Here is a 20861-nt window from a genome sequence, read left to right as displayed (position 1 = left end):
ACGCGCTGCTCATTGCGGCGGCTCAGGCCCTGGCTCCTCAGCGGGGCCGTCGGAGCTCTCTTCTGCGGGAGACGTCTCGTCCTCGGCGGGCTCCTTGTTGCTGAGCACCACGCGCTGCACCTTGCCCTGCCCTGAGAGCGGCTCGACCTCGATCAGATCGAGCGCGCGTGGCCGGTGCTCTCCATCGAAGTGGAGGAGCGCAAAACCGGCCGGCGTCTCGCCGATGGCAAACGGTCCACCAGCACCGAGCGTGCCGCCGTCGAGCAGGAGATGCTCGCCCGCCTGTTGGAAATGCGCCCAATGGTCGTGCCCAGCGAGGATCACGACCCGCGGGCCATCGTCATTGGCGTCGAGATCTTCGAGCAGCACCTGCGCGAGGGGATACTGGTGGAGCATGACGATATCCGGCCGTACGGGCAGGTTGTGGAACCATGTCACCAGGTTATGGCCCTGTGTCTTCAAGAACACGTCAGGGCCTTCCAGCAGGTGCCCGCCGATTCCCGATTCGTTGCGCTCGAGCGGGTCTTCGAAGCCGGCGACCTTGAGGCCGGCGACCTCGACGACGGGCTTGCCAGTGGTGCTACCGTCGGGTCGCAACTGACCGTCGCGGGTGAGGACGGTCACACCAGCGCTGGCGAGCGATCGCATGAGCGATCGTGAGTCATGGTTGCCCGAGACCGCGACGACAGTGTCGCTCAAGGCGGCCACACCTGGTACGACCGCCTCCTCGAGCTCGGTGCCGAGCAGCGCGAAATCGCCAGCGAGGAACACGGGGTGTCCCTGTGTGTAACGGCGAATTGTCGGAAACACGAACGTGTTGGAATGGATGTCGGAGGCCAAGACGATCGTGAGCGCAGATTCCGGGAGGCCGGTCCCTCCGCCCGCCGCAGCGACCATGTTGCTCAGGCCGGCGACGGCGCGGTCGAAGTCCTCGGTATAGCGGGCGCTCACGGTGAAGAGCTGGCTCGAGAAGGCCAGCAGCTCTGGCAGCTCGTCGCCGCGCGCATAGAAGCTGGGTCTGCGGATTGCCTCCCCGTAGTCCGCTCGCGCGAGCCCGGCGGCAAACGTCGCCACCGCGATGAGAGAGGTGACGATGCCTCCCAGGGGACCTAGCAGCAGCCAGTGTTTGCCGCGATGTGCAGCCAACATGACTCCCGTCAAGATCCCCGCAACGCCGCCGCCGAGGAGCGCAAACAGGGCAGCACGCCGCAGCTCGGCCCGCACCAGCGCCTCGAGATCTTGCCGCACCGCGATGAGGCGCTCGCGCGCGCCCTGTCCGGATCGCAGCGCTTGCAGCGCCGCGTCCCGGTCGAGCGAACGGAAGCGAAGCGAGATCAGAAGAGGCATGCGATACGGACGGAAGCGCACGCCCCAATCCACGATGGGGATGTAGATATCGAGCCCGCCCGGGACGGCGGGCCAAATGCCGATCTCGACGGTGCCCAGCGCAAAGGGTCGGACACTCGCGCCCGCCGCTCGCTGCGCCAGGGCTGCGCCTGCGACCGCCAGCACAGCCACGAGGACCGAGAAGGCCACGCCAATGATTACTCGCTTCCACCGGGGCCGAGGGGTGGTGGAAGTGGAGCCGAGCGGATGTTCCGGGACAGAGCTCATCACTACCAGACAAGGCGTCTACGACTCTCAGGGTAAGGGTACAGCAAGAGGATTTCTGGTTTCGTGGCAGAGCGACACGTCTGCGTCACATCCATTCCGTATAAAGCATGTGACGAAGGATCTGGAACCGATAAACTAGTGGGCTGTAGGAACGCCGCGCCGCGGCGCGACGGGTCGGCTTCTCGAGGACCGCGCACGATGATGCATGCGACTGACGCGATACGACTCTACGATGACGCCGTGCGGCGTCTCTCTCGCCGTGAGCTCCTGGATGTTGCCTGGAAGATCGGCGTTGCTGCTCTTGCGCAGCCGCTGATCTCGAGCCGCGTGCTCGCGCAGCCCATCTTCAACGCGTACCCATTCACGCTCGGCGTGGCATCTGGGGATCCGCTCTCAGATGGCGTGGTGCTCTGGACGCGGCTTGCGCCAGAACCGCTCGCCGGCGGCGGCATGCCCATGACCAACGTCGAAGTGTTGTGGGAGGTGGCACGCGACGGAGGGTTCAAGACAATTGTGCAGAAAGGCGCTGCGCTCGCGCGGCCGGAGCTCGGTCACAGCGTGCACGTCGAGGTGAGCAATCTGGACGCGGGTCGCGACTATTGGTACCGCTTTCGTGCCGGTAACGAGGTCAGCCAGACCGGACGCACGAAGACGGCAGCGATGGACAGCGCGGTGGTGGACAGCCTGCGCTTCGCCGTCTGCGGGTGTAACCACTACGAGCCCGGTTACTTCACGGCGTTCCGCCGGATTGCCGAGGAGTCGTACGACTTCGTCTTTCATACAGGCGACTACATCTACGAGGGGCGGGCCGCCGGTGGGCGAGACGACGGTCGCGTGCGGCAGCATCAGGGCGACGAGATCTACACCCTCGTCGACTATCGCAACAGGTATGCGCAGTACAAGTCCGATCCGGACTTGATGGCGGCGCACGCATCAGCGCCGTTCATCGTGACCTGGGACGATCACGAAGTGGACAACAACTACGCCGGCGACATCGATGAGCACGAGACACCGGCCGAGCTGTTCCGGCTGCGCCGCGCCGCCGCGTATCAGGCGTATTACGAGACGATGCCGCTGCGGCTGGCGACGCTTCCGGCGGGGCCGAGCATGCGGCTGTTTCGGAGGCTGCAGTTTGGCAACCTGATCGATCTCAGTGTTCTCGATACACGGCAGTTCCGGTCCGATCAAGGCTGCGGAGATACCGTCGTCACCGACTGCGCCGCCGCGCTCGACCGCTCGCGCACGATGCTCGGAAGCGAGCAGGAGCGCTGGCTGTTCGACAACTTGGCTTCCGCGCGCGCCAGGTGGACCGTGCTCGGCCAGCAGGTGCCCACATTTGCGCGGGACTTCGAAGGTGCCAATCCAAATGGCCGCTTCTCGATGGACAAGTGGGACGGCTACATCGTCGCGCGGCAGCGACTCTACGAGCGGCTGAAGGAGACCGGCGCGCCGAATCCGATCGTGCTCTCCGGCGATGTGCATCTGCACTACGGGGCTGATCTCAAGCTCGATTTCACGAATCCGCAGTCGGCCACCGTTGGCGTCGAGCTCACGAACACCGCCGTGACATCGAGCGGCGATGGGAGTGACGTCGCCGGCAATTGGGAGCAAGTCAGACGGAACAATCCGCACATCCAATACCACAGCGCCCGCCGTGGGTACATCGCGTGTACGGCCACGCAGAGCACCATGCGCGCCGACTTCAAGATCCTGGACAAGGTCAGCGTGCCGGATCAGCCCGCGCGTATTGGCGGCTCGCTGGTGGTCGAAGCCGGTCAGCCTGGGAGCGTCACGGACTGAGAGGCGTCTTGGGCAATTCGGACATGGCCAATGCGCTGGGGGTCTGTCCGAGCAGCGCACCTGGTGTGACGCCGACACAAGACACGTCAGAGAGACATGTCAGCGCAGGAGCTCCCGCAGCAGCTTCAAGCCCTTCCTGATCGCGCGCCGATGCTCCGGTTTGGCACGCTCCAGTGCTGCTGCTAATCGCCAGAACGGCCCAGCCTGGAGCTGGCTGACGTAACGGGTCACGCTCTCGGTGACGGTGATCCGAGTGCGCCGCCGGTCGGCCGCATCCTGCGATCGCCGAATGAGACCGCGCGCTTGCAGCCGGTCGACGATTCCAGAGGCGGTGCTGTGGCTCATGTTCAGTGTCCTGCTGAGCTCGGTCAACGTCACCTGCCCCTTGCTGACGAGGCAAGCCATCACCGTGACCTGAGGTCCCGTGAGGCCGGCGCGCTCGGCGTCAGCGAACGGGCTGCGCTGGAGATCGCGCCGCAGTGCCCGAAACTGCGCCAAGATTTCTTCCGCTTCAGCAACTATCGCTGGATCTGGACAACGCATCCGAATCCCCTCGCCGCTCGGCCCCTCGCCCCTCGCCCCTCGAACATCGAGCCTCGAACCTTGCCCCTTGCCCCTTGCCGGTGGCGAGTGTAACATGTCGTATACGACGCGTCGTACACGACGTAATTATGAAGTTGCTCCCGCTCGTGTGGCGCTGTTTCACTCGCCGGAAGCTGCGGACCGTCTTTACGGCGCTGTCGGTCTTCGTAGCGTTCCTGCTCTTCGGACTGCTGATGGCCGCCCGCAGCGCGTTCTCCTACGGCGCCGAGTTGTCCGGCACAGACCGCCTCATGATGTTCCAGAAGGTATCCTTCAGCCGGCCGCTGCCCCTGTCTTACGAGGCACAGATCGCAGCCACGCCGGGCGTCGCCTTGGTGACCCACGCAACCTGGTTCAGCGCGGTGTACCAGGATTCGAAGCAGCGGTTCGTCCAGCTCGCCGTCGACGCGGAGCGCTTTCTGGAGATGCATCCACAGTACCTTCTCGCGCATGACCAGCGACAGGCCTGGCTCGCCAACCGCACCGGCTGCATCGTCGGCCGCGATCTCGCGACGCGATTCGGCTGGAACGTGGGCGATCAGATTCCGCTGCGAGGGCTGTCATCGTGGCGCATGGCGGACGATTCGCACTGGGCATTCACGATCGATGGCATTTACGACGGCCGGACCATGGGTGCGGACCTGAACCAGATGTTCGTCCACTACGACTACGTGAACGACGCGCGGGCGGTCAACCGGGATCACGTCGGTTGGTACCTTATCCGTGTGGCGCAGCCGAAACAGGCTGCCGACGTCGCCGCGCGGCTCGACGACCGCTTCGCCAACTCGGCCAACGAGACCAAGACGGCGACGGAGAAGGCGTTCCTCCAGGCATGGGCGAGCCAAATCGGCGACATCGGGAGGATCACGCTTGCGATATCCGGCACCGTGCTGTTCACGATTCTGCTCATCACGGGCAACACGATGGCGCAATCAATCCGGGAGCGGACCAGCGAGCTCGCCATCCTCAAGGTGCTCGGCTTCACCGACGCGCGCATCCTGGGTCTCGTGCTCGTGGAGTCGCTGCTGTTGACGGCGATTGCGGGCTGGCTTGCGCTGGTGCTTGCGTGGCTCATCGTCCACCACGCGACGCCGAGTGGCGGCTTGCTGCCAACGTTCTCTTTGTCCGGCCGTGATTTCACCATTGGGAGTGGATTGGCGGTCGTTCTGGGGCTCCTGGCCGGCGCGCTCCCGGCACTGCAGGCGGGGCGCTTGAAGATCGTCGACGCACTGAGACACTAGGGATACGAATGTGGAACCGGCTGCGCTACACGCTATGGGCGCCCATCTACGACCGGCTGGTGGCGCCAGCGCACTTCGAAGGTGCGAGGCGTGGCTCGATCGAGCGTCTGGCGCTCCGGCCCGCCGACCGCGTGCTGATCGTAGGAGCGGGAACGGGGCTCGACCTGGAATACCTCCCGAAGGAGATACACATCACGGCAGTCGACGTGACGCCTGCCATGCTGGCTCGGCTCCGTGACCGTGCTGGGCGACTGGGTGTGGACGTGGACACACGCGTGGCGGATGCGCGTCGGCTGCCCTTCGACGCGGGCACGTTCGATGCCGTCGTGCTGCATCTCATCCTGGCTGTGATGCCGACTCCAGCACAGGGGCTGCAAGAGGCGGAGCGTGTGCTCAAGCCCGGCGGTCGCATCGGTATCTTCGACAAGTTCCTGCGAGACGACGAACGGGCGGCTGTCGCGCGGCGACTTGTGAATCTCGTCGTCAAGCCACTGTTCTCGGACCTCAACCGCCGGCTTGGCCCGCTCGTGATGCAGACGCAGCTCGAGCTCGAGCGCGACGAGCCCGCAGCCTTCGGCGGGCTGTTTCGAGTCGTCACGCTGAAGAAACGTGCATCAACGAATAGTTGATCCGGCTACGACGTAGCGCTGTCCACCAGTGATGTCGGACGTCATAGCCTCCGGCTTCCCATCTGTCACTCTTTGATGGCGTCGATCGGATAGAGCACCGGAGAATGGTGCTTTAGCGAATAGGCGACCCGGCGGAAGGACGCAGCGCCTTCCAATCGACACCCATCCACTCCGCAACCGTTGCAGCTACCTGATTCGTGTGCAGTGGCGGGTGCTCGCGCCACTCACCGCGCTGCTTCATGCGCGGCGACACGAAGGCAATCCAGACGTCCTCTGCGCCATCCACGGTGGCGCCGTGATTGCGCCAGTCCTCAGTCGTTCGGCCACGACCGTGATCCGTCGTGATGAGGATGTGCGTGCGATCGCGATAGGCCGGCTGCGCTTGCAGCCAGGTCCAGAGCGCTTCGAGGTAACGGTCGGTTCGCGCACACGCCTCGAGCACACGATCGTAGCGTCCGTCGTGAGCCCAGTCGTCGGTCTCGCCGAGCGCGAGATAGAGAATCCGAGGCGTGGCGTGCTGAAGATGCGCCATGGCCAGGCGAAACGTGTACACATCGTGGCGGACCTCGTCCCACGGCGTCGGCGTTTCGAACTGCAGCGCGCTCAGCTCGCGCACGTGAGGATCCGGGTGGTCGAATACCTCGAAGCCGGCGTTGGTCGTCAGCGTTCCTTGCGTGTGCTCGACGATGGCGTTGAAGACGCTCCAGGAGGCAAACACTCCTGTGCGAGACGTGGGAAGACCGAGCCGCTCTTTGATCTCCTCGAGCACGGTTGGATACGGATTCTGTACCGGGTCATTGCTTTTGATCGTGTTGTTGTGCGCTTCTCCAAGGAGGATCTCTGCGTACCCGGGGTAGGAGAACCGATGCGTGTTGGTGAGGGTCACCGAGCTGTTTGCCGTCGGGTTGCCGGCGATCGATCCGTGCTGGCGCATCAAAGTGCCCCAGAAGAACGGCATGAGCTTCTCGCGGCGCGCAGCTGGCGTGTCTGCCCAGAAGCGGCGATACACGGGTACATCCGCAACATTCTGATCGGCGTCGAGGGTCGATCGCAGCACGTCGAGATCCAAACCGCCGAACATCTCCTCGACGCGCACCCCGTCCAGCGTGATGAGGATGAGATTGTCCGTCGTGGCCGGCTGAGCCCCTGACGAGGGCACCGGTTGCGCCGCGACGGCCACGGCGACGGCGAGAAGGAATCGGAGCATGTTCGTCATCGGAGTGATGGTAGGGCGCGTCAGCGTCCCGCGCCGTCACGGCCGCCTCGGCGAGGCGGCCCTACCTAGTACATCACGCGCGCACCGATCACGATGGTGCGCAGCGGGAAGAGCGAGCTGAGACTTGTAATCTGCCCATAGTTCGCGCTCGTGAGGTCGGTCACGGGCGGACCCCAGTTCGCATGGTTGAAGAGGTTGGTGATGAACACATTGAAGCGTATTGTCGCCCGCTCGGCAAACCGCACGTCCTTGAATGCAGCGAGGTCGACGTTCCAAGCGACCGGTCCGATGATGCGGCCCTTCTCCGCGTTGCCGAACCGGCCCGCGAAGATGGGCGCCCCCTGTGCATCGCGGAACGCATCGATCGAGAACGCCTCGGTGTTGAACCAGCGATCGAGGCTCTTCGGTCCGTTGTTCGGGTCCTGGCCAGGCACAGTGTCCGCCTTCTCGTTGCCGAAGCAATTGGTGCCGGATCCGCAGTGGCCACTGTAAAAGGCGGTGAGGTGCGGGCCCGACTGAATCTGCACGAGCGTCGAGACGGTCCAGCCTCCCGCGAGCACATCGAGTGCCACCGGCAACGCGGACGCGAACGTGCGACCACGCCCAATGGGAATATTCCAAATAACGCTGCTGACGAGGCGGTGATCCGGGATATTGGTGGTCTTGCCGCGCAGGTAGTCCGGTTCGAAGCGGTTGTCCGTCCGACCGTTGATCTCGGACTGGAAGTCCGTTTGGCCGGCCCCGCGCTCTTCGATGTTGTCAATCGAGTGTGCCCACTTGTAGGTGTTGGTGTGCGAGAGCCCCCATCGGCCGATGTCTCCGCGGAGCTGGAATACGAGGTCGTGGTAGGTGTGGTAGCCGCCGTTGTCCCGCGTGTTCACCCGATTCCAATTCGGGTACGGACGGACGTCGCGAGAGAGATTCGCAAAGCCAACGGTATTCGGCTCGATCTGGTTGAGATCTGGCGCCATCGTCAGATCCGTGCTGCGGAAGCCGGAGTAGGTGAAGCGGAATGCCTGGCGCGCGGCGAGCTCACGCTCGAAGGTGAGGCTCCACTGTTGCGTCATGGGATCCTTGTAGCGTGGATCGTTGGCGGTCGAGAAGTTCTGGGCGCCGACGACCACCTCGCCGCGACTGGGATCGCCAGCATAGGTGTTCGGCCAAACGATGGAGTAACCACGCGTCACCGGATCGAGCGCATTCCGGAACGTCACGTTGTCGGAGGTGTGGATGCCCGTGAGGGAGTTGAACACCTGGCCGAGGATACGCGCATGATAGATGCCGTAGCCGGCGCGAATGACGGTGCGGTTGTCGCCGCCAGGCCGCCACGCGATACCGAGGCGGGGCTCCAGGTTGTTCTCGTCGGCGAACCGGAGCGACTTGGGATAGCCAATTGCATCGGCTGCGAGGACCTGCGCGTCGCCGATCGAGCTGGCAAAGCCAGGTGCTGTCAGTGCGACCGAGGCCTCCGACGGCACGACGACATCACCGTTCTCGGTGTCGCGAAGGAAGTTCGTGATGTTCTCTTCGCGATCCTCGAAGGGTGGCCTCAACTCGTACCGGAGGCCACCGCTCACGGTCACGCTCGCGTTGGCGCGCCACTCGTCCTGAATGAAGAACCCGTAATGCGTCGCAACACCGTCGACGTTGGGACCAGAGGCGGTCTGGTCGACCTCGGTCGGTAGGCCGAGGAGGAAGTTCGCGAACGGATGGCCCGCACCGCCACCTTGGATATTGTCGTTGAAGCGGAAGACCCCGTAGTCGTCTGCGCCCGTGAAATTGAGCGGGCTCGTCCAATTGAACCACTTGATGTCGAAGCCGCCCTTCACGGTGTGACGCCCCCTGAGCCACGTGATGTTGTTGGCAATCTGCCAGGTGTCCTGTGTGAGCGGCTCTTCCTGGCTCTCGCCGAAGTTTGTGTAACCAGCGATCTGGATAGATGGCGTGCCGGTGACATCCGGCGGGTCGGTCGACAGGAGCGCGAGCCCCAGCTCGTCGATTACGTCGGGCCCACGGCGGCCGGTCGTGAAGCCGTGGTCTGCGCTCGTGTAGCCGACGCGTAGCTCGTTCAGGAGGCCGGACTTCACGGAGTAGTTATCAGAGACGACGAACGTTCGATTGGGCCAGACGTCTGATCGCGGTCCGAGGCTCTCGTACGTGGTCGGCGAGACGGTCTCGACCTCTTTCCAGCTCACGCGACCAAACAGCGTGTGTCGCTGGTTGAAGTTCTGGTCCAGACGAATGTCGAACTGATTCGAGACTTCGCTGGCATCGATCGTGTATCGGTAGATCGAGTCCTCTTCGTTCGGTGCGGGAATGTAGGCGTCGAGCAGCCTTGCCGCCACGGGGTTGAGTCGAGCCGCTGGAATGCGGTTTCCGGAGAAGCGCCGGCCGGTCACAGGGTCGATGATGGGCGTTGAGACCGAGGAGAAGTCTCCCTGGCGGAATGCGCTCGAGGGAACTGTGGTCGACGCCGACTGCGTTCGGCCGATGTCGAGCCGCTCGAATGCGCCGAAGAAGAACGTGCGGCTCGGTACCACCGGGCCGCCGATGCTGAGCCCGAAATTCGTGTTATCGCTCTGGTTCGGCGCCACGTCTTTGTTGAAGTAGTTCGGGTTGGCGTTCAGATCTGTCCCGTTGTAGTTGATGAACAGGCTGCCGTGCAGCTCGTTGGTGCCCGGCCGTGACACGGTCGTGATGTCGCCAAGCTGCGCGAACTCGGCCGTATTGGTGACCGAGCTGACCTTGATCTCCCCGATCGACTCGATCGAGGGGAAGACATTGAGGCCCTCGGCGCCAATCCCGTTCCGCCGGACGCTCGTCGTCAAGATGCCGTCGACAGACACCTCTGTCTGATAGGGGAGCCCACCCGAGAGCGAGAACTGACTCCCCACGCGCTGCACCTCGGGAATCTTCTGGATCGCTGGAATTGGCGAGGTGTTCTGCGTGCGGAACGTGAAGGGCAGCTCCTGGAGCTCGCGGTTGTCCACAGCGCCGCCGACGGTCGGCGTTTCCGTGTTGATGATAGGCGCAATGGTTCGCACGACCACCTGCTCCGCAAGGCCGTCGACGGCCAGTGTTGCAGCGATCCGAACCGTTTGTCGCGCCTCGACCCTGAACGGGTCGGTGGCGAACTGCTCGAACCCAGACAGCTCGACGCGCACGACATAGAGACCCGACGTGAGGTTTTGGAACTCGAAGGCACCGCTGTCGTTGGTGGCGGTAGCGCGCGTGAAGCTCGTCTGAACTTCGGTGAGCGTCACGGCGGCGCCCGGCAGCACGCCACCACTCGAGTCGGCGGCCGCACCCACCACAGCACCGTAGGTAGACTGCGCAGCTCCCCCGACGGGCAGCCCCATCACACCCAGCAGCAGGACTCCCAGCACCGGCAATAGACTTCTCATCACGGATACCCTCCCCCGCAGCGGAAGGTATCCCGCATCCGTCACGCCCGTGAGACGGCAGCGTAACGAGTCCGTGTCAAGGCAGACCTTGCGATCACCTCCTCGCGGCGTTAGTCTGGGCTGAGAAGTTATTTCGGAACATATCGCGTCTGTACGCGCGTCTCCTCATCCGTTGGAGAGCCCAAGACCAAAGGAGGAGAGAATGTTGATGAAAGCTCCAATGCTCAGCGGCATCGTCTTGGCGTGCGCTGCAACGGCGTTCGCGGCGCAGGGGCAGTCAAGCTCATCGGACCCTTCCGAGACCGCATCGCCGGGTCCAGCTAGCCAAGAGGCGACAGGTCCACCCGGACCAGTAGGTGGCCCGGTAGGGCCACCGAGGCCAGTAGGCTCGCCGACCAGCCAGACGGGACCCTCGACGAGCCCGACCGGGCCGTTGACGAGCCCCACCGGCATAACGAGTCCAACCGGGCAGACAACACCGATGACGTCAACCACCAACTGCCCGCCGGGCAGCGGCTCGACGTTGGGACGCGTCGGGACGACCGGCTCGACCTTGTCGTCGCCGCTTAGCTCCTCGACTGTCGGGTCGACGTCGTCGAGCCTGGGCTCAACGTCATCGACAACAGGAGCGCTTGGTAGCGGCACCAGCAGTATTTCGCCGCTTGGAGGCCCGACCGGGTCGACGATGGGCACATCGATGAATCGTCCGAGCGCGATCGGCACGACAGGGGGTGGAACATCATCGATTGGCGGCAGCGCGCTTTCGCCTTGGCGTCCTTCAACATTAGGGACGAGCGGACTGTCACGTCCGAGCACGCTGTCGGGCCCGAGCTCTGTCACGACAGGGTCGGTCTCAGGAATTGGCAGCTCGTCGCCGTGTCCGCGTTAGGTTTCTAGGACGTAACGCGTTTCCGCATTGACGCGCTCAGCGATCAGTCGAGTCTCACCAGGCCGCGCCGACTTGCGACTTTCACGGCCTCGGTCCGACTGGTTACCCCAAGCTTCTCGAACAGGTGGCCCACGTGGGTCTTTACTGTCCGCTCGCTGATCCTGAGCGCGTCTGCGATCTCTTTGTTCGCCCGACCGTCCGCCATGAGCCGGAGCGTGGCTAGCTCGCGCGGCGTCAAGTGGACGCGTGTCACACCTTCCGCAAGCTTCGCGGCAGCCGCCGGCGCCAGGTAGGTCTTGCCGGCGAGCACTTGGTGAATGCAGGCAATGAGGTCCTCAGCGGAGATGTCCTTCAGCACGTAGGCCTTGGCTCCCGCCCTGAGCGCCCGGGCGATGTCCTCGTCGGTGTCGTAGGTGGTGAGGATGATGATCTTGGCGTGAGGATCGCGCTCCCGCATTCTCCGGACGGCTTCGACGCCCTCCATCACGGGCATCCGAAGATCCAGCAACGTCACGTCGGGGTGGTGGCGGTCGAACGCATCCAGCGCTTCGGCACCGTTACCGCTCTCGGCCACTACTTCGAGATCCGGCTCCTGATTGATGATGTTCGCGACGCCCGTTCGAAGCAGGGCATGATCGTCGACGATGAGCACCCGGGCCCTGGAACCGGTTCCGCGACCTGCGCCGACGGCGGTCTCGGTGCTGATGTCACTGTGCGGCATGGACCTCCGTGGCTGCGGACTCTATCGGCGCGGGTTCCCAGGCGAGCACGACCTCTGTGCCACGCCGCGAGGCCGTCACGATCGTCAATGACGCGCTGATATGTTCCGCACGCTCCTGCATGCTCGTCATACCGAAGCCCGACGCAGCACGCTCGTCGCCGATCCCGCGGCCATCGTCGGCCACCGACAGCCGAAACGCGAGCGAGCGCGGGGCCGAGGCGGTGAGGGTGATTCTTCGCGCGTCGGCGTGACGAACGGCGTTGTTCAAGGCCTCCTGCGCGATCCCGATGATCTCGCGCTCCACCTCGTGACCGAACTGTGGCAGCTGGTCCAGGACGAGCTCGATCGGGACGTCGGTCGTTCGTCTGGCCATGTCGACGAGGCGTCGCAAGGTCGCGGCAAGCGTCTCGCCCTCTCCGAGGTGCGGGCGGAGCGCACCGACCGAGCGCCGCGCCTCGATCATGTGTGTGCGCGCCAGATCGACAGCGGCATCGAGACTCGATGCCACGGCAGGCGGCAACGCAGTGGCGAGCCGCTTGGCGGCCTGAAGCTGCATGAGAATGGCGGCGAACCCTTGAGCGAGATTGTCGTGAATGTCACGCGCGAGACGGTTGCGCTCTTCCAGGATCGCCTTGTGGCGCTCTTCCAGCAGGCTCTGTTCGGCCAGTCTGCTCTGATAGAGCGCCAGCGTCGCCTGACGCGCGCTGGCTTCGAGCAGCGCGAGCCGCCATGCGCTCTCGCAGGCGGGCGTCGGTCCGGTGGATAGCGCGAACCAGCCCAGCGTCCGGGTGGCCAGCACGAGCGGTGCGACCGCGACGGAGCTGACGCCTTCGCGACGATTGAACGCACGTACTGGCTCGGGCAGGCGCGGGTCGTCGCCGGCGTACTCGATCGTGCGTGTCCAACCTGGCGCGTAGCCGAAGAGGTGCTGCGCCAGGCTGTGCCGCGGCAGCGCCAGGGCATCCCAGTCGGCGGTGCCCGGCGTGAACATGCGATCCTTCAAGTACGCCATCCACAGGTCACAGCTTCGATGGTCGTCATCGATCAGCCACACGCCGCACGCGTGGCTCTCGCATTCCTCGACCATCGTCTTGGTAAAGGCGCGAAAGAAGCCGGCGATGTCCGGCTCGCTGACGAGCAGATCGAGCGCGAGCTGGACCGCATCGCTCTGGATCTTGGCCAAGCATTCGAACCGCCGGCGCTCGGCCGTCTCACGCTCGAACGCCTCACGAAGCTGCGCCGGAGAGAGGTTTGAGGGCTGGTCGCCGTCGCAGGGGCCAGTATGCATCTCTACATTATCCAACATTAGTCCCATCTCGGTATCGGTCGAAAGTAGGAGATCGGTCTCGGCCATCTGCCGGAGCCAAGCGTGGTCCGCACGGGCGACGCAAGGATCAGGCCTCTGTCCAATTGTGGAAGAGGGTGAGCACCAGCCATCATGAGATTGGGGGCTCATGTCGAAATCCGCCCGCGTCACTCGTCTACAAAGCGGGAAGAGGGCGCGGCGGCCTCACCGGGTCGCCCTGCCAAGAATGCTCAGGATAGAGACGGAAGCGGCGGCCCGATAGGCCGCCTTACCGAACATACTCAGGATAGCGGTAGGGCGCGGTCTTGGCCGCGCCACGTCCCTTCCAATTGGCGAGCAGACATCGACGCCGCAGCGCAGGCCCTCTCCGCAGAGAAATTGAAACTCTCGATCCAAGACTCGCGTCGAAGAAAGAGTTTGAGACGGATTGCCAGATTCTGCGAATAGGTTGGAAGGAGGAAGCTGGCTTGGAACCATACAACGTTCGTATGTCATACCGGACTCGCCGCTTGGTGAGTTATGGGCTCATCGTGTTGTTTGCTGCCGTACTCTCCGCCTGCTCGCGAACCGCCGCGCAGCCCGCGGATCCCCCGCCGCCGAAGGTGACCGTGGCCGAAGTGCTGCATCGTGACGTGACCGAGTGGGACGAGTTCACGGGACGCCTCGAGGCCGTCGAAACCGTTGAAGTGCGCCCGCGCGTGTCGGGATATGTTTCAAAGGTGTTGTTCACCGAAGGGGCACTCGTGAAAGCGGGCGCGCTGCTCTTCCAGATCGACCCGCGTCCTTTCCAGGCCGAGGTCGATCGGTTGCGGGCGGAGCTGGCGCGTACGCGTGCCACCGTTCAGCGTGCACGCCTGGAGGCGCAGCGCGCGGAGCGGTTGCGTGCCCAGAACGCCATGTCTCTCGAGGAGCAGGAGCGACGTGCCGCCTTTGCGGAGGAGTCCGCGGCCCAGGTGGACGCGGTAGCAGCAGCCCTGCGCGCCGCCGAGCTGAACCTGGAGTTCACACAAGTCACCGCCCCAGTGTCGGGTCGCGTGAGTCGCGCGATTGTCACCCAGGGCAACTTGGTGTCGACCGGTCCCGGGGAGGCCACCCTACTCACCACCGTTGTCTCGCTGGACCCCATCTATGCGTACTTCGATGCGGACGAGCGAATCTTCCTTCGATACCAGAATCTTGCCGGCGACGGGGGTGGGACCCGTCCGGACCTTTCGCGCCTTCCGATTCAGATGGCGATTGCTAGCGACACGGGATTTCCTCGTGAAGGCCAGATGAACTTTCTCGACAACCAGGTCGATCCGGCGACAGGCACGATCCAGGGTCGGGCGGTGTTTCGGAACCCGCGCCGCCAGCTGACGCCTGGCTTGTTCGTGCGGCTTCGGCTCGCAGGCAACGGGTCGTCGCGCGCCCTGTTGGTTCAGGATCGGGCTGTTGGGACGGATCTGGACAAGAAGTTCGTCTACGTGGTCGAGGACAACGGGACGGTCGCGTATCGGACCGTCACGCTTGGCCCGCTGGTCGACGGGATGCGCGTCATCCGTAGCGGGCTGAAACCGGGCGACCGGGTAGTGATCAATGGTCTCCAGCGCGTGCGTCCCGGTGTGAAGGTCGAGCCGGTCGTGGTCGCCATGGATGCGACCGAGGCCACGCCAGACGGGGAGCCGGCCCCCGGCGAAGTTGCTGAGGCTCAGGAGTAAACGTCACCGTGAAACTCGCTCAATTCTTCATCGACCGACCGATTTTCGCGATGGTGTTGTCGCTGGTGATTGTCATCACCGGCGGTCTCGCGGCGTTCCGGCTGCCGGTCAGCGAGTATCCGGAGGTGGTGCCGCCGACGGTGATCGTGCGCGGCACCTATCCGGGTGCGAACCCGCGGGTGATTGCCGAGACCGTCGCGTCGCCGCTCGAGCAACAGATCACCGGCGTCGAGGACATGCTGTACATGTTCTCGCAGGCAACGGCGGACGGTGTGATGACGCTCACCGTGACGTTCGCCCTCGGCACCGATCTCGACAACGCCCAGGTGCAGGTGCAGAACCGTGTCAGTCAGGCACTGCCGCGGCTGCCGGCCGAGGTCCAACGCATCGGCGTCACGACCGAGAAGGCCTCGCCAGACTTCATCATGGTGGTGCACCTCGTGTCGCCGGACGAGCGATACGACATGCTCTACCTGTCGAACTACGCGCATCTTCGCATCAGAGACGAGCTCGCCAAGATCCCAGGCGTTGGCGACGCGCAGGTCTTCGGTGCCGGTGAGTACAGCATGCGCGTGTGGCTCGATCCCAATCGGCTCGCCTCGCGCGAGCTGACGGCGACCGATGTGGTGCGCGCCATTCGCGAGCAGAACATTCAGGTGGCGGCAGGCGTCCTCGGCGCTCCGCCCGCTCCGACAGAGCAGACCTTCCAGCTCTCCATCAACACACAAGGTCGTCTGACGACAGAGGAAGAGTTTGGCAACGTGGTCGTGCGCGCAACGCCAGATGGCGAGATCACGCGCGTACGCGACGTCGGCCGGGTCGAGCTCGGGTCGAATACCTACGCGTTGCGGAGCTTGCTCGACAACCAGCCGGCCGCCGCCATCGGCATCTTCCAGCGGCCTGGCACGAACGCCATCGAGGCGTCGAACCAGGTCCGCGCCACGATGGAGGCGTTGAGCCAGTCGTTTCCCGAGGGCGTGGAATACCGGATCGTGTACGACCCAACCATCTACGTCCGCGACTCGATTCGATCGGTCGTACGGACCTTGATCGAGGCGACGATTCTGGTCGTGCTCGTCGTGATGATCTTCCTCCAGACGTGGCGAGCGACACTCATTCCGCTGCTCGCCGTGCCGGTCTCGATCGTCGGCACGTTTGCCGTCATGCTCGTGGCCGGTTTCTCGCTGAACACGCTGTCGTTGTTCGGTCTGGTCCTCGCCATCGGCATCGTCGTGGACGATGCGATCGTGGTCGTCGAGAACGTGGAACGGCACATCGAGCTCGGGTTGGATCCGGTCGCCGCCACACGGCGGGCGATGGAGGAGGTCTCGGGACCCATCATCGCCATCGCGTTCGTGCTCGGTGCCGTGTTTGTCCCCACGGCGTTCATCAGCGGGCTGAGCGGCAAGTTCTACGCCCAGTTCTCGCTGACGATTGCGATCTCCACGGCGATCTCGGCGTTCAACTCGCTCACGCTCAGCCCGGCGGTCGCCTCCCGTATCTTGAAGCCGCGCGGTGCACCCAAGGACGTCGTGCAGCGTGTGGCCGATCGGCTGTTCGGCTGGTTCTTCCGTCTGTTCAACCGCGTGTTCGAGCGTTCGTCGTCGGCGTACGGTTTCGGTGTCGCCCGTGTCCTCCGCGTGTCTGCCATCGTGGTCGTGGTCTATCTCGGGTTGATCGGGCTGACGGCCCTCGGGTTCGCGCGTGTCCCGTCCGGCTTCGTGCCTGCGCAGGACAAGGACTATCTGATTGCCTTCGCGCAGCTGCCAGATGCTGCAACGCTCGATCGCACCGACGCGGTGGTCAGACGATTGGGCGAGATTGCGATGAAGCACCCGGGGGTCTCGAATGCAGTCTCGTTCCCCGGGTTGTCGGTCAACGGCTTCGTCAACGCGTCGAACACCGGCATCGCATTCGTGACCCTCAAGCCTGCGCTCGAGCGGCAATCGCCGGAGCTGTCGGCGGGCGCCATCGTCGGGGCGCTCAACGCGCAGTACAGCGAGCTCCAGGAGGCCTTCGTGGCCATCTTCCCTCCACCGCCGGTTCAAGGCCTCGGCACGACGGGAGGATTCAAGCTCTACGTCGAAGACCGCGGCAATCTCGGGTTCGAGGAGCTGTTCGGCCGTGTGCAGGCTGCGGTGGGTGAGGGGTTCGGCACGCCGTCGCTGGCGGGCGTGTTCTCGATCTTTCAGGTCAACGTGCCGCAAATCGACGCCGACGTGGATCGCGAGCGCGTGAAGACGTACGGTGTGGAGCTCACCGACGTGTTCGAGACGCTGCAGGTGTACCTGGGATCGCTCTACGCGAACGACTTCAACCGCTTCGGGCGAACCTACCAGGTGAACGTCCAGGCCGAGTCGGAGTTCCGTTTACAGCCGGAACAAATTCGCCGGCTCGAGACCCGCAACGCCCGCGGTGACATGGTGCCGCTCGGCTCGTTGGTGACCGTGCAGCGCAGCTATGGGCCGGACCAGGTGATGCACTACAACGGCTATCCGGCGGCGGAGATCAACGGCGGGCCCGCGCCAGGCTTCAGCTCGGGACAGGCGCAGGATGCCATTGCCGGCATTCTCGAGCGAGGTCTGCCGTCCGGCATGACCTTCGAGTGGACCGAGCTGGCTTACCAGGAGCTGCTCGCGGGCAACACGATGATCTACATCTTTCCCTTGTGCGTGCTCCTGGTCTACATCGTGCTCGCCGCACAGTACGAGAGCTGGACGCATCCGCTGACGATCATTCTCATCGTGCCGATGACCCTGTTCTCCGCGATCTTCGGTGTGTGGATCACCGGCGGCGACAACAACATATTCACGCAGATCAGCTTTCTCGTGCTCGCCGCCCTGGCCTGCAAGAACGCGATCCTGATTGTCGAGTTCGCCCGGCAGCGCGAGCAGGAAGGGCACGACCGTGTGTCGGCGGTTCTCGATGCGTGCCGCGTCCGGTTGCGGCCCATTCTGATGACGTCGATCACGTTTCTCGCTGCTGTCATTCCGCTCATCTTCTCCTCCGACGCGGGGTGGGAGATCCGTCGGGCGATGGGCATTACCGTGTTTGCCGGCATGTTTGGCGTAACGTTCTTCGGACTGTTCCTGACGCCGGTGTTCTATGTGCTCGTCGGCGGCCTCGCGGCGCGCTTCTCAGCGTCGGCGCGTGCGCCGCAGGGGCGTGTGGCCGCGGCCTCAGTGGAGGGGCAGTAATCCTGAATCCTGATTCCCAATGTCTATTCGTCTTGCTATCGGATTCCTATTGACGCTCGTCGTGTCGGGATGCGCCCTGCGGGGGCCGTACGAGGAGCCGCGGGTCGATCCTGCTGCCTTGAAGCAGGCTGATGCCGCGCACTTTGCCGAGACGTCCTTCGATCCGCGCTGGTGGGGCCAGTTCGAGGACAGCGTGCTCGACGGGCTGGTCACTCGCGCCCTAGATGCCAATCACGACGTGCGCATTGCCTCCGCACGGGTGGAGCAGGCGCGCGCCATCTTCGACGATGCCGCGTTGGATCGGTACCCAACGGTGACCGCCGGTGCGAGCGTGGATCGCCGCGAGCAGGCGCAGCCAGGCTTCACCGACGAACGGATCGATTCGACGACCTATCAAGCGGGCTTTGACGCCTTCTGGGAGATCGACCTGTTCGGGCGCGTGCGGTCGGAGGTGCGGGCCGCAGCCACGACCGCCGAGAGCTTTGCCCTCACGCTCACAGACGTCCGCGTTCGCGTCGTTGCCGACGTGGCGCGTGCGTACTTCGAGCTGCGCGGGTTGCAGTACCAGATGGCCGTGGCCGAGCGGAGCCTCGTCAACCAGCGCGAGACGCTGCGGCTCACGCAAGTCCGCCGGGACGCAGGATTCGGCGAAGAACAGGATGTCGCCAGCGCCGCAGCACGCGTCGCTGCAATCGAGGCGAGTGTCCCGCCGCTTCGCGCCGGCCTCGTCCAGCGCGAGCACCGGCTCGCCGTCCTGACCGGGGTGCGGCCGGGCGCCCTTCGCGCGGATCTCGCGCCTCGTCCCTACCCGCCGCTGGCAAAAGCGCTGTCGATTGGCGACCCGGGCGAGTTGCTTCGTCGCCGTCCGGATGTTCGCGCGGCCGAGCGGAGCTTGGCGGCGGCTGTGGCCCGTGAGGGTGTGGCGGCCGCGGATCTCTATCCGCGCGTGACGCTGACCGGGTTCCTCGGTTTCATTGCAGGTCGAGGCAGCCTCTTCGGAGAGGCAGACTCGCGCGCGTGGGCCGTAACGCCGGCGTTGAGCTGGGCGGCGTTCGACCTCGGCAGTGCACGGGCACGGCTGCGTGGTGCGGAAGCGGCGACGGGCGAGACCCTCGCGACGTTCGAGCAAACGGTGCTGCTGGCGCTCGAAGAAACCGAGAACGCGCTGGTTTCCTATCGCGAGGAGCAGCAGCGACTGCTCAGGCTCGGCGAGCAGGTGAGAGAGAGCACGCGTGCCGCTGATATCGCGCGCGTGCGCTACAAAGAGGGCGTTGCCGACTTCCTCTCGCTGTTGGATGCGGAACGCACGCAGCTCGAGGCGGAAGACGCCGTGGCCCAAGCCGAGGTCGGCGTGTATACGAGCGTCGTGGCGGTCTACAAAGCGCTGGGGGGCATTGTGACCGACGGCGCCGCCACCGGCGCGAGTGGCGCGACAACCAGCGCCGCCGGCCCCGCTTCGTCTGGTCGAGAAGTGGTGCAGCGGACGGCCCGATTCTAGTGCCCGCCTCGGCAAGGCGGCGTCCCGAAAGATGCCTGGCATCTTTTCTTGATCCACACGAATCGATGTAAATTTGGCCGCTAGCGGACCTGACGGTCCGCCGTCTTGGCAACCACGACATGACGATTGAGGAGTGGCCGCGGGTGGCGGTCATGGGGGCGGGCGCGGTTGGCTGTTATTTCGGCGGCATGCTCGCACGCGCCGGTGCTCCCGTGACACTCATCGGTCGCGCGGCGCACGTCGACGCCATCACGGCAAGCGGCCTGCTACTCCAGACCCGCGACTTCGAGGCGACGGTCCCCGCGTCGGCATCTATCGACCCCGCCGCCGCCGGTGACGCCGAGCTCGTCCTGTTTGCGGTCAAGACAACCGACACGGAAGCGGCAGCCAACACCCTTGCGCTCCATGTGTCGAATGGAGCCGTTGTTGTTTGCCTCCAGAACGGTGTGGATGGTGCAGAGCGTATTCGCGCCGCGACGCGGATCGATGCCATTCCCGCGTCCGTCTATGTGGCCGCGGAGATGACGGCCCCGGGCGTGGTGACGCATGCCGGCCGTGGCGACCTCATCATCGGTGATGCCCCGCAGCGCGGTGGATCCAGCGATCAGCGCCGGCGCGACATCGAGCGAGTCGCGCACGTCTTCGGCCGGGCCGGTGTGCCGTGTCGAGTATCGGCACGCATCGAAACGGATCTCTGGACGAAGATGGTCATGAACTGTGCCTACAACGCGATCTCCGCGTTGACCCGAACCAGATATGGGCGGCTGGTCGCCGATCCCGGGACACGCGAAGTGATGCGGCACGCCATCGAAGAGACCGTAGCGGTTGCGCGCGGGCTCGGTGTCGAGATGCCAGACGGCATGGTCGAAGCGGGCTGGAAGCTCGCAGGCAGCATGCCGAATGCGCTGTCGTCGACGGGGCAGGACATCCTGCGCGGGAAGCGCACGGAGATCGATTCCCTGAACGGCTACGTGGCGCGCCGTGGGGCGGAGCTTGGCATTCCGACGCCGGTCTCCCACACGCTCCATACGCTGGTGAAGCTCCTCGAGAAATCAAGCCTCTAGAAG

Annotated in this window: 14 protein-coding genes; 7 read left to right on the top strand and 7 right to left on the bottom strand. The window is 64.6% G+C overall.

Annotation, left to right across the window (positions count from 1 at the left end; translation table 11 throughout):
• Positions 1-9: 9 nt before the first annotated feature.
• Complete coding sequence (locus GEV06_03325; GenBank protein MPZ16940.1) at positions 10-1614, bottom strand: hypothetical protein; 1605 nt, start codon at positions 1612-1614, stop codon at positions 10-12.
• A 198-nt stretch (positions 1615-1812) separates the two neighbouring features.
• Between GEV06_03325 and GEV06_03320 the strand changes: the two genes are divergently transcribed.
• Positions 1813-3414 carry an alkaline phosphatase gene (locus tag GEV06_03320; protein ID MPZ16939.1) on the top strand — a complete coding sequence of 534 codons (1602 nt, stop codon included), beginning with the start codon at positions 1813-1815 and terminating at the stop codon, positions 3412-3414.
• Between the two features lie 99 nt (positions 3415-3513).
• Here the strand turns inward: GEV06_03320 and GEV06_03315 are convergent, their stop codons facing one another.
• On the bottom strand, positions 3514-4053 hold the full coding sequence (locus GEV06_03315; GenBank protein ID MPZ16938.1) for a MarR family transcriptional regulator: 540 nt from the start codon (positions 4051-4053) through the stop codon (positions 3514-3516).
• A gap of 32 nt (positions 4054-4085) precedes the next feature.
• Between GEV06_03315 and GEV06_03310 the strand changes: the two genes are divergently transcribed.
• Positions 4086-5237, top strand: coding sequence for an FtsX-like permease family protein (locus GEV06_03310; protein MPZ16937.1), 1152 nt, complete (start codon positions 4086-4088; stop codon positions 5235-5237).
• 8 nt (positions 5238-5245) lie between these two features.
• A complete protein-coding gene (locus tag GEV06_03305; protein ID MPZ16936.1) occupies positions 5246-5866 on the top strand; it encodes a methyltransferase domain-containing protein in 621 nt (206 codons plus the stop codon).
• Positions 5867-5978: 112 nt separating this feature from the next.
• On the opposite strand, the gene GEV06_03300 is transcribed toward GEV06_03305, so the two are convergent.
• The 5 genes from GEV06_03300 to GEV06_03280 form a co-directional block, all read right to left on the bottom strand.
• Positions 5979-7082, bottom strand: coding sequence for a hypothetical protein (locus GEV06_03300; protein ID MPZ16935.1), 1104 nt, complete (start codon positions 7080-7082; stop codon positions 5979-5981).
• A 65-nt stretch (positions 7083-7147) separates the two neighbouring features.
• Positions 7148-10486, bottom strand: coding sequence for a hypothetical protein (locus tag GEV06_03295; GenBank protein MPZ16934.1), 3339 nt, complete (start codon positions 10484-10486; stop codon positions 7148-7150).
• A 165-nt stretch (positions 10487-10651) separates the two neighbouring features.
• Positions 10652-11326 (bottom strand): hypothetical protein, encoded by a 675-nt coding sequence (locus tag GEV06_03290; GenBank protein MPZ16933.1) that lies wholly within the window; start codon positions 11324-11326, stop codon positions 10652-10654.
• A gap of 92 nt (positions 11327-11418) precedes the next feature.
• Positions 11419-12096, bottom strand: coding sequence for a response regulator (locus GEV06_03285; protein ID MPZ16932.1), 678 nt, complete (start codon positions 12094-12096; stop codon positions 11419-11421).
• Positions 12083-13552 (bottom strand): hypothetical protein, encoded by a 1470-nt coding sequence (locus GEV06_03280; GenBank protein ID MPZ16931.1) that lies wholly within the window; start codon positions 13550-13552, stop codon positions 12083-12085. Before GEV06_03280 ends, GEV06_03285 begins: the two co-directional genes overlap by 14 nt.
• Before the next feature lie 338 nt (positions 13553-13890).
• Here GEV06_03280 and GEV06_03275 point away from each other — a divergent pair, with 338 nt between their 5' ends.
• The 4 genes from GEV06_03275 to GEV06_03260 all read left to right on the top strand — a co-directional run bounded on the left by GEV06_03275 (position 13891) and on the right by GEV06_03260 (position 20858).
• Complete coding sequence (locus tag GEV06_03275) at positions 13891-15099, top strand: efflux RND transporter periplasmic adaptor subunit (GenBank protein ID MPZ16930.1); 1209 nt, start codon at positions 13891-13893, stop codon at positions 15097-15099.
• 8 nt (positions 15100-15107) lie between these two features.
• Positions 15108-18296 carry a multidrug efflux RND transporter permease subunit gene (locus tag GEV06_03270; GenBank protein MPZ16929.1) on the top strand — a complete coding sequence of 1063 codons (3189 nt, stop codon included), beginning with the start codon at positions 15108-15110 and terminating at the stop codon, positions 18294-18296.
• Positions 18297-18315: 19 nt separating this feature from the next.
• Positions 18316-19794 (top strand): efflux transporter outer membrane subunit, encoded by a 1479-nt coding sequence (locus GEV06_03265; GenBank protein ID MPZ16928.1) that lies wholly within the window; start codon positions 18316-18318, stop codon positions 19792-19794.
• Between the two features lie 119 nt (positions 19795-19913).
• Entirely contained in the window at positions 19914-20858 is a 945-nt protein-coding gene (locus GEV06_03260; GenBank protein ID MPZ16927.1) for a 2-dehydropantoate 2-reductase, read from the top strand.
• The last annotated feature ends 3 nt before the right edge of the window (positions 20859-20861 follow it).

Origin of the sequence: Luteitalea sp. (assembly GCA_009377605.1) — a bacterium.
In the GTDB taxonomy this organism is placed as follows: Bacteria; Acidobacteriota; Vicinamibacteria; order Vicinamibacterales; family Vicinamibacteraceae; genus WHTT01.
The sequence above is the reverse complement of the archived record's forward strand: the minus strand, read 5'-3'. Positions and strand labels throughout refer to the sequence as shown.